A 12,897-nucleotide genomic window follows, 5' to 3' on the forward strand; every position below is an offset into this window, starting at 1 on the left:
TGCCCCGGGGCGCGGCGCCGACGGCCGAACGACTGTTGGCCGGCGCGAAGCCCACCGCCGACAACGCTTTCAAGCTGACGCTGGCGGCGCGGACGCTGAGTGCAGTCTTGACAGAATCGAGGGCCTGATGTGATGAAATTCGACACTCCCGCCACCCAGAACCCCATCGACCAGTTGAAAGTCGTCGGCCAAGGCTTGGACCGCATCGACGGTCCGTTGAAGACGACGGGCAAGGCCCCCTACGCCTACGAGCACCACGACACGGTGCCCGATGCGGCCGTCGGCTACGTGCTGGGCGCCGCTATCGCGAAGGGGCGGATCGGCGCCATGGACATCGAGGCGGCGCGGCGCGCACCCGGCGTGCTGGCCGTGGTCACCGCGCAAAACGCCGGCAAATTGGGCAAGGGCAAGATGAATACCGCGACGCTGCTGGGCGGCCCCGATATCCAGCACTATCACCAGGCCATCGCGCTGGTCGTGGCCGACACCCTGGAACAGGCGCGGGCGGCAAGCCGGTTGATCCGGGTGCAGTACGAGCGCGCAGCGGGCGCATTCGACTTGGCGGCAGCCAAGCGCGGCGCCGACAATGCTGGCAAGAAGGGGCGCGACCATGCCGGCGGCAACGCAGGCAAGCCGGACCGGGTGGGCGACTTCGAGCGCGCCTACGTAGCGGCCGCCGTCAAAATCGACCATACCTACCGTACCCCCGACCACTCCCACGCGATGATGGAGCCACACGCGTCCACCGCGGTATGGGAGGGCGACGCGCTGACGCTGTGGACCTCCAACCAGATGATTGATTGGGGGCGCAGCGACGTAGCCAAGACCCTGGGGGTGCCCAAAGAGAAGGTGCGGTTGGTCTCCCCTTACATCGGCGGCGGCTTTGGCGGCAAGCTGTTCGTACGCGCCGACGCCGTCCTGGCCGCACTGGGGGCGCGCGCCGCGCGGCGGCCGGTGAAGGTCGCCTTGCCGCGGCCGCTGATCGCCAACAACACGACGCATCGGCCCGCCACGATCCAGCGCGTTCGCATCGGCGCCACCCGGGACGGCAAGATCACCGCGATCGCGCACGAAAGCTGGTCGGGCGATCTGCCGGGCGGTAAACCCGAAGAAGCCGTTCAGCAGACGCGCCTGCTGTATGCCGGCGCCAACCGGCTGACCGTGCAGCACCTGATGGAACTGGATTTGCCCGAGGGCAATGCGATGCGCGCTCCCGGCGAAGCGCCGGGGATGATGGCCTTGGAAATCGCCATGGATGAGATGGCCGAAGCGCTAGGCCTGGATCCGGTTGAATTCCGCGTGCGTAACGACACGCAGGTCGACCCCGCAGCGCCCGAGCGCCCGTTCTCGCAGCGGCGCTTTATTGAATGCCTGCGCACGGGTGCGCAACGTTTCGGCTGGGCGGAGCGCAGTGCGCGCCCAGGGGCAAGGCGTGAAGGCCGATGGCTGGTGGGCATGGGCATGGCGGCGGCGTTCCGCAACAACCTGGTGACGGACTCGGCCGCGCGCGTGCGGCTGGATGCGGCGGGGCAGGTCATCGTCGAAACCGACATGACCGATATCGGCACCGGCAGCTACACGATCATTGCGCAGACCGCCGCCGAGATGCTGGGCGTGCCGCTGGCGAAAGTCATCGTGCGCCTGGGCGACTCGGATTTTCCTGTCTCGGCCGGATCCGGCGGGCAGTGGGGGGCGAACAGCGCCACGGCGGGGGTGTACGCGGCTTGCCAGAAGTTGCGGACCGTCGTCCTGGAACGCTTGGGTTTCGCTGCCGAAGGGGCAGTGTTCGCGGAGGGTTCCGTGACGGATGCGGACGGCCGAAAGGCGCTGCTGCGGCAAGCGGCCGCGGACGGAGAACTGGTCGCCGAGGACGTGCTGGAATTCGGCGGCCTGGACAAGACGTTCCAGCAATCCACGTTCGGCGCCCACTTCGTCGAAGTCGGCGTGGACGCTTACACGGGCGAAACGCGTGTCCGCCGCATGCTGGCCGTGTGCGCGTCGGGGCGTATCCTCAACCCGAAGACTGCCCGCAGCCAGGTGATCGGGGCGATGACGATGGGCATCGGTTCGGCGCTGATGGAGGAACTGGCCATCGATCAGCGGGCCGGCTTTTTCGTCAACCACGATCTGGCCAGCTACGAGGTGCCGGTGCATGCCGACATCCCCTGGCAAGAGGTGATCTTCCTGGATGAAACCGACCCGGCGTCGTCGCCCATGAAAGCCAAGGGCGTGGGCGAACTGGGTCTGTGCGGGGTAGGTGCTGCGATCGCCAACGCGATCCACCATGCCACTGGTGTGCGGGTGCGGGACTATCCGGTCACGCTGGACAAGTTGCTGGCGGGGTTGCCGCAGCCGCCTGTGGCAGGCCGCTTTCCTCCAGCAGCCAGTCCCTGAAGGCGGCGACCGGCGGGGTCGCAAGCTTGTCTGGCGGGGCCAGGAAGAAGTAGCCCGCTCCGGTGCTGAAGGCTTCGTCCAGGGCGGGCGCCAGCACGCCTTGGCGCAATTCGTCCTCAACCAGGAACGTCGGCAGCAGCCCGATGCCGATGCCCGACGCCACGGCCTGGATCAGATGCGTGGTCAGCTCGAACTGCGCGCCCCAGCGCATGGTGCGCACGGGCAGGCCGTGCGCTTCGAACCAGCGCTGCCATACCGCCGGGCGGGCCGCGACTTGCAGCAAGCTGTGCTGGGCCAGATCGGCCGGCTTGCGGATAGGGTGGCTGGCCGCGAGTGCTGGGCTGATCACCGGCATGACGTGTTCGTCCATCAAGCGGTAGGACGTCAGCCCGGGCCAGTCCCCGTCGCCCACGGCAATCACGGCGTCGATGCCGGCCAGGTCCAGATCGAAGCGCGTGACCCGCGAATGCAGGTGGACCAGGATGCCGGGGTGTCTTGCATAGAACCGGTTCAGCCGGGGCATCAGCCATTTTGCGGTAAAGGTGGGCAGCGCGGCCAGATGGAAGGCGCCGCGTCCGGTCCGGTGCGAGATGGCTTGCAGCGACGCGCTGCGGATGCGTTGCAGGGCCGCCTCCAGTTCCTTCTGGTACCGCATACCGGCTTCGGTCAGCAGGATGCGCCGCTTTTCGCGCCGGAATAGAGCGACTTCCAACAAATCCTCCAGCGCCTGCACTTGGCGGCTGACCGCACTTTGCGTCAGCGCCAGTTCGGTCGCGGCGCGGGTGAAACTCAGATGGCGCGCGCTGGCTTCAAAGGCCAGCAAGAGCGACATGGACGGGGTCAGGCGGCGCGGATTCATTCTTTAAATACATGAACGTAGGGGGTTCACTATACCGCGCGGCAAGCGCCGGTCTGATCTCGAACTCCAGGCGGGATCAACGGGTGGATTCGACGGTCGGCCAGAAATATGAATTGAATAGGTCATTCATAAAAGGAATGATCTGCCTGAGTATTTTCCGTTTTCCAGCGGTCGTTACCTGGCTGAAAATAAGATCAAACGACGGGCAAAAACCTGCCTGTCCGGACATGATGGAACACGGAGGTAAAGATGGATCTGGGTATCAAGGACAAGACTGCGCTGGTGCTGGGCGGCGGCGGCGGGCTGGGCGGCGCCATTGCTGCATCGCTGGCGCAGGAAGGCGCGCGGGTGGTGGTGGCGGACCTGAATCTGGAGTCGGCCACCGCCACGGCGGACAGGATCAAGGCGGATGGGCTGACCGCCTTCCCGATGCAATGGGACCTGGGCGCGCTGGACGCGATCGACGCCCAGGTCGCGTGGGTCGAGTCGCACGTGGGTCCCGTCGATATCCTGGTCAACAACACCGGCGGTCCGCCGCCCACCCCCTCATCGGGTCAGGCGGCCGATCTGTGGCGCGAGCACTTCGAAGGCATGGTGCTGTCCGTCATCAAGCTGACCGACCGCGTCTTGCCCGGCATGCGTGAACGGCAGTGGGGCCGGATCATCACCAGCACGTCATCGGGCGTGATCGCGCCGATTCCCAACCTGGGCATCTCGAACGCGCTGCGCATGTCGCTGGTGGGCTGGTCAAAGACGCTGGCGCGCGAAGTGGGCAAGGATGGCATCACGTCGAACATCGTGCTGCCCGGCCGTATCGCCACCGCCCGCATCTCGTTCCTGGACGAGGCGCGCGCCAAGCGTGAAGGCCGTAGCGTGGAAGACGTCAGCCGCGAAAGCACCGGCAGCATTCCCGTGGGCCGCTATGGCGATCCTAAGGAGTACGGCGACGCAGTGGCATTCCTGGCCAGCGCGCGCGCCAGCTACATCACCGGATCGACGATCCGCGTGGACGGCGGCCTGATCGCCAGCATCTGAACGCGATCCAGAACACTCGGATCCAAGATACTCAAGGACGTCGAAAATGAAACTGACCGCTGATGCCAAGGGCGTATTCCCTATCGCGCCCACCCCGTTTTTCGATGACGGCGCGGTGGACCACGCGTCGATCGACCGGATGATGGATTTCTACCAGTCGTGCGGCGCGACCGGCCTGACGGTGCTGGGTCAACTGGGCGAAGCCCCGAAGCTGGATTTCGCGGAATCGCTGGACATCGCCTCGCAGGTGATCGGCAAGGCGGGCGGCATGCCTATCGTGGTGGGGGTGTCGGCACCGGGCTTCGCCTCAATGCGCTCGCTGACCCGGGCCGTGATGGATCTTGGCGCGGCCGGCGTGATGATCGCGCCGCCCAACACCTTGCGCACCGACGATCAGATCGTCACCTATTATCACCAGGCGGTCGAGGCCATTGGCGACGACGTACCGTTCGTGCTGCAGGACTATCCGCTGACGTTTTCCGTGCAGATGGCGCCGTCGGTCATCCGGCGCATCGTGACGGATCTGGCGTCGTGCGTGATGCTCAAGCACGAAGACTGGCCGGGCCTGGAAAAAATCTCGGCGCTGCGTCGCTTCGAGGCCGAAGGCGCGATGCGCCACATTTCGATCCTGTGCGGTAATAACGGCCTGTTCCTGGACTACGAAATGGCACGCGGCGCCGACGGCGCCAACACCGGCTATTGCTTTCCCGACATGCTGTGCGACTTCGTCAAATGGGTGGGCGAGGGCAACAAGGAGGCCGCGCACGACCTGTTCGACGCGCACCTGCCGCTGCTGCGCTACGAGCAGCAGCCAGGCGTGGGCCTGGCGGTGCGAAAGTACGTCATGATGCGCCGCGGCATCTTGTCCAGCGCGGCCCAGCGCCGCCCGGGCGGCGCGCTGACGCCCACGGCGAAGGCCGAGGTGGATCATCTGCTTGCCCGTCTGGGCAAGCACGATCCGCGCGCGAAGAACCTGGCTTGACGTTCCCGGCTTCCGGAACCCGGCTTACGCTCCCAGGTTCCGGACTTCGTCGTACAGGGCCCGGCTGACCCAGACGCCTTCCTGCGCGCTCTTGGCGCGCGCCTTGTAGCGTCGTTCGGACGGCAGGCGGGCGCCCTGGCCGGCGATGGCGTCCAGCATGGCTTCGGCGCCGGCGTCGTTGATGCTGCGTTGCCCCCGGCCGAGAATGTCCGGGTCCAGCGCGATCAGCAGTTCGCCGTGCAAGGGCGTGCCCTTCGCGCCTGCGTCGAACGCCTGCGATTGCAGGCTGGTCCAGTCGCCGATCAAGGGGCCGGCCAGCAGTTCGATCATGGTGGACAGCGCCGAGCCCTTATACGAACCGAACGTCAGCATCGCGCCGGCCAGGCCAGCAGCGGCGTCGGTGGTAGGCTGTCCGTTCGCGTCGATCGCCCAGCCTTCGGGGATGGGCCTGCCGGTGCGGCGGTGCAGTTCGATCTCGCCGCGCGCCACCATGCTGGTGGCGAAGTCGAACACGTACGGATTGCCGGCAGAACGCGGCCAGGCGAATGCGATGGGGTTCGTGCCGAACACGGGCCGCGTGCCCCCGGCGGGCGCCACCCAGCTGTGGCTGGGCGTCATGGCGATGCCGGCCAGGCCTTGTTCGGCGATGGCCTCGACTTCAGGCCACAACGCCGAGAAATGGAAGCAATTGTTGATGGCAAGAACGGCCACGCCGTTGCGTTTCGCTTTTTCCGCCAGATGCGGCAGCCCTTCCTGGAACGCCAGCAACGAGTAGGCCCGTTGCGCGTCCACTTGCACGACGGCGGGCGCGGGATGCGTGATCAGCGGCAACGCGTCCGGGTCCACCAAACCCGCTTGCAGCGTCTGCACGCAGACGATCAGGCGGTACAGCCCGTGCGACTGGCAATCGTCGCGCTGCCCGGCGGTGATCGTCTGGGCGATGGCCGCCGTATGCGGCGCCGAAAATCCGTTGCGGCTAAGCACATCAACCGATAAATCGTAGACCTGGTCTATCGAAAGATTGATCTTGTCCGTGTTCACATTGCCTCCGGTACTGCGTTGCATGGCCGGGTCCCGCGGGGGATGCCGGTCGAGAGAAATGCGGGGCGCGGAATAGGCTGCGCGCATCCAGTGTAGCGGTGGCGCAAGGGGCGCCCTGACAAGTAGGACGTTTGCCGCACGGTCAGGGCGTTGCCCGTTCTAGACGTCTTGCGCAATCCGGCGGAACGATTCGCCGAATTCTTCCAACGCGCCTTGCAGGCGTTGGATGCAGGCGTCAAGCGCCTGCGCATCGTGCGCGGGATCGGAGCAAATCTGCTCCAACTCGGCGCAGATCGCGCCTAGCCGGGTGTCGCCCGTCATCTGTGCCGCGCCCTTGATGCGGTGGGCAAGCAGGATCAATCGTGCCGGATCCGCGTGAAGCGTGCGCAGTTGCAGCAAGTCCTGGTCGTTGGCGTGGCTGAAGGCGTTGGCCAGCACGCGGATGCGCACGGGATCGGCAGACGTCAAATCGGCCAGCACGCGTAGCCGTTGTTCGTGGCGCACTGACAGGGGCGGAAAAGGCTTATCGCGAGGGGGATGCGTTTGACTCATGCACAGCCATTGTGCCGCATATCGACTTTCGTATTATTCCTATTTTTTAATTCGGAATAGCGCAGCAATATGTCCCGCATGCCGATGGTCTTGAGCCCGGCGAACCGCCTATGCAAGTCATCTGTCCTATGCCATCACGATACATTCGCGTCATCGTCGCCGACGATCACCCCGCAGTGGCCCTCGGAGTCAGCTATGAACTCGGCCTGGATCCGGCGATCGACGTCATCGGTTGCGTCGAGAATTCCACCGACCTGATCACCCGCCTTGACGCGCAGCGGTGCGACGCCGTGGTGTCCGACTACACCATGCCTGGCGGTAGATATGGCGACGGGTTGGGGTTGATCGCGTTGCTGCGGCGGCGATATCCCGAGCTGCGCATCGCCGTGCTGACGATGGTCGACAGCCCGACGCTGATCCGCGCCCTGCTGGGTCACGACCACCTCTGTGTCCTTAGCAAGTCTGATCCCACCGACCACATCGTCAAGGCGGTCCATGCCATGTACCAAGGCAAGACCTACTATTCGCCCACCATCAAGGGCATGATCGTCAATCCGGCATTCACGGCGGGGCCGGTGCGCCTGACCCAGCGCGAAGCCGAGATTGTCCGGCTGTTCTGCGCGGGGGCGACCGTGACCGAGATCTCGCTGCTGTCGCACCGCAGCGTGCAGACGGTCAGCTCGCAAAAAAGAAGCGCCATGAGAAAGCTGGGCCTCGACCGCGACGTCGACCTGCTGCGGTACGGCGCGGACCTTGCCAAAAGCCCGCTTCGCGAAGGCGGGTTTCAAGCGCTTTCCCAGCCGGACCTGGCCACTTGGCGCCGCGCTTGAAACCCGTGCAGGTTCAGAAACCCACAGCCTGTCCGTCGCGGCGCGAGTCGGACGCCGCGACATAACCGCCTTGCGGCAGGCGGCAAATCAATTGGGCGGATCCGAACTCCAGGCTGTCCGCCGGCGCCACCGCCACATTGTGGCCGCGTGCGCGCAGCGCTTCCACGACGTCCGCCGGCAGGTGCGATTCCACATTCACGACCGGGCCCTTTTCCACGCGGAAACGCGGCGCGTCGCTCATGGCCTGCGGGTTCTGGCCGAACGCGGCCAGACGCGTGACCATCTGCAGGTGGCCTTGCGCCTGCATCGATCCGCCCATCACGCCGAACGACATCAACGGCTGGCCGCCGCGCGTGACGAACGCGGGGATGATCGTGTGCATCGGCTTTTTACGCGGGGCGACCTGATTGGCGTGGCCGGGCGTCAGCACGAAATTCAGGCCGCGGTTGTGCAGGCTGATGCCGGTGCCCGGCACGACCACGCCCGAACCGAAGCCGTGGTAGTTGGACTGGATGAAAGACACCATTGTGCCGTCCGCGTCCGCCGTGGTCAGGTAGACCGTGCCGCCGGTGGCGGGCGTGCCCGCGGTGGGCACGCTGGCGCGGTCCATGGAGATCAGGCGCGCGCGCTCGGCCAGGTAGGCGCGGTCGAGCAGGGCGCGGGCATCGGTGCGCATGTGGCGCGGGTCCGCGACATGGTGGTGCAGGTCGGCGAACGCCAGCTTCATCGCTTCGATGCTGACGTGGTAGTAGTCGGCGCTGTCGCGGCCCATGCCTTCCAGGTCGAACTGCTCAAGCATGCCCAGCGCCATCAACGCCGAAATGCCCTGGCCGTTGGGCGGGATTTCGTGCAGTTCCACATCGCGGAACGATTGCGAGATGGGGGCGACCCACTCGGGGCGGTGTTCGGCCAGGTCGGCGGCGCTTAGCGCGCCGCCCGTCTGGCTGGCGAAGTCCGTGATCTTGCGGGCGAGTTCGCCGCGGTAGAAGCTGTCGCCGTCAGTTTCGGCGATCTCGCGCAGGGTCTTGGCCTGGGCGGGGAAGCGCCACCATTCGCCGGCTTGCGGCGCGCGTCCTTGCGGCAGGAAGGCCTCGGCGAAGCCGGGCTCTTGCGCCAGCTTGGGTGCTTGGGTGGCCCATTGGCGCGCGATGGTGGGCGAGATGGGGAAGCCGTCTTCGGCGTAGGCGATGGCGGGTTCGAACAGCTTGGCGAACGGCAGCTTGCCGAAACGTTCGGAAAGGGCCTTCCAGCCGGCGACCTGGCCGGGAACGGTGACCGTGCCCCAGCCCGTGCCGGGCATGGCGTCGCGGCCATTGAAGTACTCGGGCGTCCACGCGGCCGGCGCGCAGCCGCTGGAGTTCAAGCCATGCAGGCGGCCGTCGTGCCAGACCAGCGCGAACATGTCGCCGCCGATTCCGTTCATGACGGGTTCGACAACGGTCAGGGCAATCGCGGTGGCAATGGCGCTGTCAACGGCATTGCCACCGGCCAGCAGCATGCGCAGTCCCGCCTGCGCAGCCAGCGGCTGGCTGGTCGCGACCGCATTGGCGGCCAGGACCGGCATTTTTCGGGAAGCGTACGGAAAAGACCAATCGAAGGGGGAGGACATGGATGCTGGAACTCGTAGAAAGGATTACTGCGGGGTGATGCCGGCTTGGTCGATCAACTGCTTGGTGCGCGGGATTTCGGACTTGATGAAGGCGGCGAATTCCTCGCGGCTGCCACCGCGCGGTTCCGCGCCGGCTTCGGCGAGCTTACCGCGCAATGCGGGGTCGGCCAGCACCTTGTTCACGGCTCGGTTCAGTTTGTCGAGGATAGGCGCCGGCGTGCCTTCGGGCGCGACGAGGCCATACCACGGGGCGATGTCGTAGCCGGCATAGCCCTGTTCGGCGATGGTGGGGATGTCCGGAGCCAGCGCCGAGCGTTGCGAGTTCGACATGCCCAGCGCCAGCAGCGAACCGCTCTTGACTTGGGGCAGGCCGGTCATGATGGTATCGAAGTACATCGACACCTGGCCGGAGAGCAGCGCCGGAATGGCTTCGCCCGCGCCCTTGTACGGCACGTGCAGGATATCGATGCCGGCGATGGACTTCAGCATTTCGCCCGCCATGTGCGAGGTCGTGCCGGTGCCGAACGAGGCGTACGTCAGCTTGCCCGGATTGGCGCGCGCGTAGGCAACCATTTCGGGCAGGGTCTTGAACGGTTGCTGGGGGTTGGCCAGCAAGATGTTCGGGGTGTAGGCCACCAAGGACACCAGCGCGAAGGCGTCCGGATCATAGGCCAGGCGCTTTTGCAGGAAGCGGTTGGTGACGACGGCGGCCGGGCCGCCCATCAGCAGCGTGTAGCCGTCGGGCGCGGATCGGGCCACCGAGGCGCTGCCGATCGCGGCCGCGGCGCCCGGGCGGGCTTCCACGACAAAGGGCTGCCCCAATTCCGTGGCCAGCGCGGCGCCGAGCTGGCGCGAAATCAGGTCGGTGGCGGAACCGGCCTGGAAGGGCACGACGATGCGCACGGGATGCTGTGGCCAATCGGTGGCCGGGGCGCTTGCCTGTGCGCCGGCTTGGGCCGCGAAGGCGACGGCGGCTGCGCCGGCCAGCGTCTGGATGAGACGAAATTTCATGGATTCCCCTTGATCGCGTTATGGAAAACAAGTGCTGCCGGGCGGGTCTGCCGCCCGTTCCGGCGTGTCGAACGCGTGAAAGCGTCCTCCGGAGACGATTAGACGGGAAGGCCCGCAGGCAGACTATTGGTGTTTGCATCCATGGATCAGTGGATCCAGTTTGTGTTATTTTTGCGTTTATCTATCATTGCGGCTTTCCAAGCCCGGGGACGACGATGCTGCAATTTCAGAAGACAGCGATCAGCGCCGAAGACGAGGCGTACCTGCACCTGCAGCGCGAAATCCGCTTGGGCCGCTATGCGCCCGGCCAGCGCCTGGTGCCGGACGTCGTCGCCAGCGAGATCGGCACCAGTCGCATGCCGGTGCGGGGCGCCTTGCGCCGATTGGCGTCAGAAGGCCTGGTAGAAATCCGCGCCAACCGCGGCGCTGTGGTGCGCGGCCTGAACCAGCAGGAAATGCTGGAAGTCTTTGAAATGCGCTCCGTGCTGGAAGGCCTGGCCATGCGCAACGCCGTGCTGCATATGAATGCCGAGCACATCCGCCGCCTGTCGAACTTGCTCGACCAGTTGGAGCAGGGCTCCGGCGACTATCTGGACTGGACCACCGCGCACCGCGAATTCCACGAATACCTGTGCGGCTTCTGCCAGCAGCCGCGCCTGCTGCGCCAGATCTCGGAGCTGCATTCCGTGGTGGAACCCTACATGCGCCTATGGGCCGCCCAGCCCGGCCGTGTGCTGCGCGTGCGCGAATCGCACCAGGAACTGATTGACGCGCTGCAGACCCGCGATCCCGGCCGCTGCGAGGCCGCGATGCGCCAGCACGTGCTGAATACGGTTCCCGCCTTGCAGGCGTTCCTGGAACAGGCGGCGTGATCGCGCGCCGGCCCAATCAGGCTTCGTTCAACCGGACTTCCACGGGCTTCTTGCGGCGGAACTTCATTTCGCTGGCAAGCACTCCCGCCACAATCAACGCGGCGCCCACCAGCGCCAATGCCGGCAGCCGGTCGCCCGCCAGGCGGCCGACGATGCCGCCCCAGACCGGTTCGCCCGCATAGATGACCGTGGCGCGCGTGGGCGACACGGACTTCTGCGCCCAGTTCATCGTCAGCTGGATCGCGGCGCTGGCCAGGCCCAGGCCGATGGCGGCGCCGGCCCACAGCCACGAGAATGCGGGAATCGATTCACCCAGCGCAGGCATCAGCGCGAAGGACACCAGCCCGGCCGTCAGCAACTGCACCGCGGTAACCCGGCGGCTGTCCACGCGTTTGGCGAACAGGCCGATCAAAATGATCTCGGCGGCGATGGCCACCGCGCCCGCCAAGGTGGCGACTTCGCCCGGGCTGAAACTGAGCGAACCCGCTTCGGGGCCGGCCAGCAGGATCAGGCCCGTGAACGCCAGCGCCACGCCTATCCAGCTCATCAGGCCGGGCGGGCGTTTAAGCACCGCCCACTGAAGCAGCGGCACGATCGGCACGTACAAAGCGGTGATAAAGGCGGACTGGCTGCTGGTGATGGTGCGCAGGCCATGCGTCTGCAAGTAGTAGCCCAGGAACAAGGCACAGCCGATGGCGACGCCTGCGCCGACTTCAAACCGGGTGATCCCCATCATGTGCTTGCGAAACAGCAGCATCGTCACCAAGCCGGCAATCGTGAAGCGCACGCCTACGAAGAACAGCGGTCCGCTATGCTGCATGGCGATGTGAATGATGAGGAACGTGCTTCCCCATAGCATGGTGACCAGCACCAGGGCGATTTCCTGGCGCGTCAGGGCGAACATCGTTGTCTTGGCCGGCACGATTGACTTCAATAGCTACGAAATTATGAGCAATATACTGCACATTACACCTTCGGGCAGCGATGTCCTCACGCATGTGGGGGCCAATTTGCGGCGGATCCGTAAGCAGGCCGGCTTGAGCCAGACGAACCTGGCCGACGCGTCGGGCATCAGCCGGCGCATGATCGCGGGATTGGAAGCCGGAACGGCGAACATCAGCCTGTCCAGCCTGGATAAATTGGCCGGCGCGCTGGGAGTGGGTTTCGTGGATCTGGTCAGCGACCCCCACCGGGAGCGCCGCCGAATCGAGGCCATGGCCTGGCGCGGCAAACAGCCCGGCAGCCAGGCGGTTCTGCTGGGCGCCGCGCCCGCCAGCTGCGAGGCGCAACTATGGATCTGGACGCTGGCGCCGGGGGAGCACTATCAGGCCGAGCCGGATCCGGACGGGTGGCACGAGATGGTCTATGTGATCGAGGGAGCGCTGCGGCTGGAGCTGTCCGGCGTGCCGCAAACCGTTGCGGCCGACGATTTCGCCATCTATAGCAGCGCCCAGCCATACGCGTATTCCAACGACGGCGAGGCGCGTTTGCGCTTTGTGCGCAACGTGCTTCGATAAGCGTCTGACCCTCGGAGCGCTGCATGGCGACCATCCCCCTTGGCGGGCGGGCGCCGCGCCGCGTTCCGCACGTGGCTGGTGCGCGTCGCAGTCATATAGCCAGGAGTAATATGTCGCGTCCGGCGGCGTCAGCCACTGGCAAGAACAAGCCGTTTCACGCCTCGCCTTTCCCACCCGTGTCGACAGCGGATTCCC

At 65.9% G+C, this 12,897-nt stretch carries 12 protein-coding genes and 1 pseudogene; 7 read left to right on the plus strand and 6 right to left on the minus strand.

The features are described 5' to 3' along the window. Positions 1–128, plus strand: a pseudogene (locus tag HG262_RS31005) (xanthine dehydrogenase family protein subunit M); the annotation flags it as partial. 4 nt (positions 129–132) lie between these two features. Beyond that, entirely contained in the window at positions 133–2,394 is a 2,262-nt protein-coding gene (gene paoC, locus HG262_RS17485) for an aldehyde oxidoreductase molybdenum-binding subunit PaoC (protein ID WP_169272217.1), read from the plus strand. On the opposite strand, the gene HG262_RS17490 is transcribed toward paoC, so the two are convergent. After that, the gene (locus HG262_RS17490) at positions 2,318–3,253 is read right to left on the minus strand and encodes a LysR substrate-binding domain-containing protein (protein WP_169272218.1); all 936 of its coding nucleotides are present in this window, start codon (positions 3,251–3,253) and stop codon (positions 2,318–2,320) included. The two genes, paoC and HG262_RS17490, sit on opposite strands and share 77 nt — an antisense overlap. A 249-nt stretch (positions 3,254–3,502) precedes the next feature. Between HG262_RS17490 and HG262_RS17495 the strand changes: the two genes are divergently transcribed. Together HG262_RS17495 and HG262_RS17500 are read left to right on the plus strand one after the other, a co-directional pair. Continuing rightward, positions 3,503–4,288, plus strand: coding sequence for an SDR family oxidoreductase (locus tag HG262_RS17495; RefSeq protein WP_169272219.1), 786 nt, complete (start codon positions 3,503–3,505; stop codon positions 4,286–4,288). Between the two features lie 46 nt (positions 4,289–4,334). Beyond that, positions 4,335–5,270, plus strand: a complete 936-nt coding sequence (locus HG262_RS17500; RefSeq protein WP_169272220.1) for a dihydrodipicolinate synthase family protein — start codon at positions 4,335–4,337, stop codon at positions 5,268–5,270. Positions 5,271–5,294: 24 nt separating this feature from the next. On the opposite strand, the gene HG262_RS17505 is transcribed toward HG262_RS17500, so the two are convergent. After that, positions 5,295–6,335, minus strand: a complete 1,041-nt coding sequence (locus HG262_RS17505) for an Ldh family oxidoreductase (protein ID WP_169272221.1) — start codon at positions 6,333–6,335, stop codon at positions 5,295–5,297. Positions 6,336–6,470: 135 nt separating this feature from the next. Then, on the minus strand, positions 6,471–6,815 hold the full coding sequence (locus HG262_RS17510) for an Hpt domain-containing protein (RefSeq protein ID WP_169272222.1): 345 nt from the start codon (positions 6,813–6,815) through the stop codon (positions 6,471–6,473). Positions 6,816–6,991: 176 nt separating this feature from the next. Between HG262_RS17510 and HG262_RS17515 the strand changes: the two genes are divergently transcribed. After that, on the plus strand, positions 6,992–7,693 hold the full coding sequence (locus HG262_RS17515; protein ID WP_169272223.1) for a response regulator: 702 nt from the start codon (positions 6,992–6,994) through the stop codon (positions 7,691–7,693). Between the two features lie 13 nt (positions 7,694–7,706). Here the strand turns inward: HG262_RS17515 and ggt are convergent, their stop codons facing one another. Next, the gene (ggt, locus tag HG262_RS17520) at positions 7,707–9,302 is read right to left on the minus strand and encodes a gamma-glutamyltransferase (protein WP_211187458.1); all 1,596 of its coding nucleotides are present in this window, start codon (positions 9,300–9,302) and stop codon (positions 7,707–7,709) included. Between the two features lie 24 nt (positions 9,303–9,326). Continuing rightward, a complete protein-coding gene (locus HG262_RS17525) occupies positions 9,327–10,313 on the minus strand; it encodes a tripartite tricarboxylate transporter substrate binding protein (RefSeq protein WP_169272224.1) in 987 nt (328 codons plus the stop codon). A 215-nt stretch (positions 10,314–10,528) separates the two neighbouring features. Here HG262_RS17525 and HG262_RS17530 point away from each other — a divergent pair, with 215 nt between their 5' ends. Further along, entirely contained in the window at positions 10,529–11,185 is a 657-nt protein-coding gene (locus tag HG262_RS17530; protein ID WP_169272225.1) for a GntR family transcriptional regulator, read from the plus strand. A gap of 16 nt (positions 11,186–11,201) precedes the next feature. Here HG262_RS17530 and HG262_RS17535 read toward each other — a convergent pair whose 3' ends face one another. Then, positions 11,202–12,089, minus strand: a complete 888-nt coding sequence (locus tag HG262_RS17535; protein WP_169272300.1) for a DMT family transporter — start codon at positions 12,087–12,089, stop codon at positions 11,202–11,204. 43 nt (positions 12,090–12,132) lie between these two features. Between HG262_RS17535 and HG262_RS17540 the strand changes: the two genes are divergently transcribed. Beyond that, positions 12,133–12,702: an XRE family transcriptional regulator gene (locus tag HG262_RS17540; protein WP_169272226.1), complete on the plus strand. Its 570-nt coding sequence runs from the start codon at positions 12,133–12,135 to the stop codon at positions 12,700–12,702. Positions 12,703–12,897 lie beyond the last annotated feature (195 nt).

It is taken from the genome of Achromobacter sp. Bel, assembly GCF_012928505.1.
Taxonomy (GTDB): Bacteria; Pseudomonadota; Gammaproteobacteria; order Burkholderiales; family Burkholderiaceae_B; genus Achromobacter.

Coding starts and splice junctions, on each gene's coding strand:
- HG262_RS17530 (WP_169272225.1), top strand. CDS start 10,529: ATGCTGCAATTTCAGAAGACAGCGATCAGCGCCGAAGACGAGGCGTAC.
- ggt (WP_211187458.1), bottom strand. CDS start 9,302: ATGTCCTCCCCCTTCGATTGGTCTTTTCCGTACGCTTCCCGAAAAATG.
- HG262_RS17500 (WP_169272220.1), top strand. CDS start 4,335: ATGAAACTGACCGCTGATGCCAAGGGCGTATTCCCTATCGCGCCCACC.
- paoC (WP_169272217.1), top strand. CDS start 133: ATGAAATTCGACACTCCCGCCACCCAGAACCCCATCGACCAGTTGAAA.
- HG262_RS17540 (WP_169272226.1), top strand. CDS start 12,133: ATGAGCAATATACTGCACATTACACCTTCGGGCAGCGATGTCCTCACG.
- HG262_RS17515 (WP_169272223.1), top strand. CDS start 6,992: ATGCCATCACGATACATTCGCGTCATCGTCGCCGACGATCACCCCGCA.
- HG262_RS17535 (WP_169272300.1), bottom strand. CDS start 12,089: ATGTTCGCCCTGACGCGCCAGGAAATCGCCCTGGTGCTGGTCACCATG.
- HG262_RS17495 (WP_169272219.1), top strand. CDS start 3,503: ATGGATCTGGGTATCAAGGACAAGACTGCGCTGGTGCTGGGCGGCGGC.
- HG262_RS17525 (WP_169272224.1), bottom strand. CDS start 10,313: ATGAAATTTCGTCTCATCCAGACGCTGGCCGGCGCAGCCGCCGTCGCC.
- HG262_RS17505 (WP_169272221.1), bottom strand. CDS start 6,335: ATGCAACGCAGTACCGGAGGCAATGTGAACACGGACAAGATCAATCTT.
- HG262_RS17490 (WP_169272218.1), bottom strand. CDS start 3,253: ATGAATCCGCGCCGCCTGACCCCGTCCATGTCGCTCTTGCTGGCCTTT.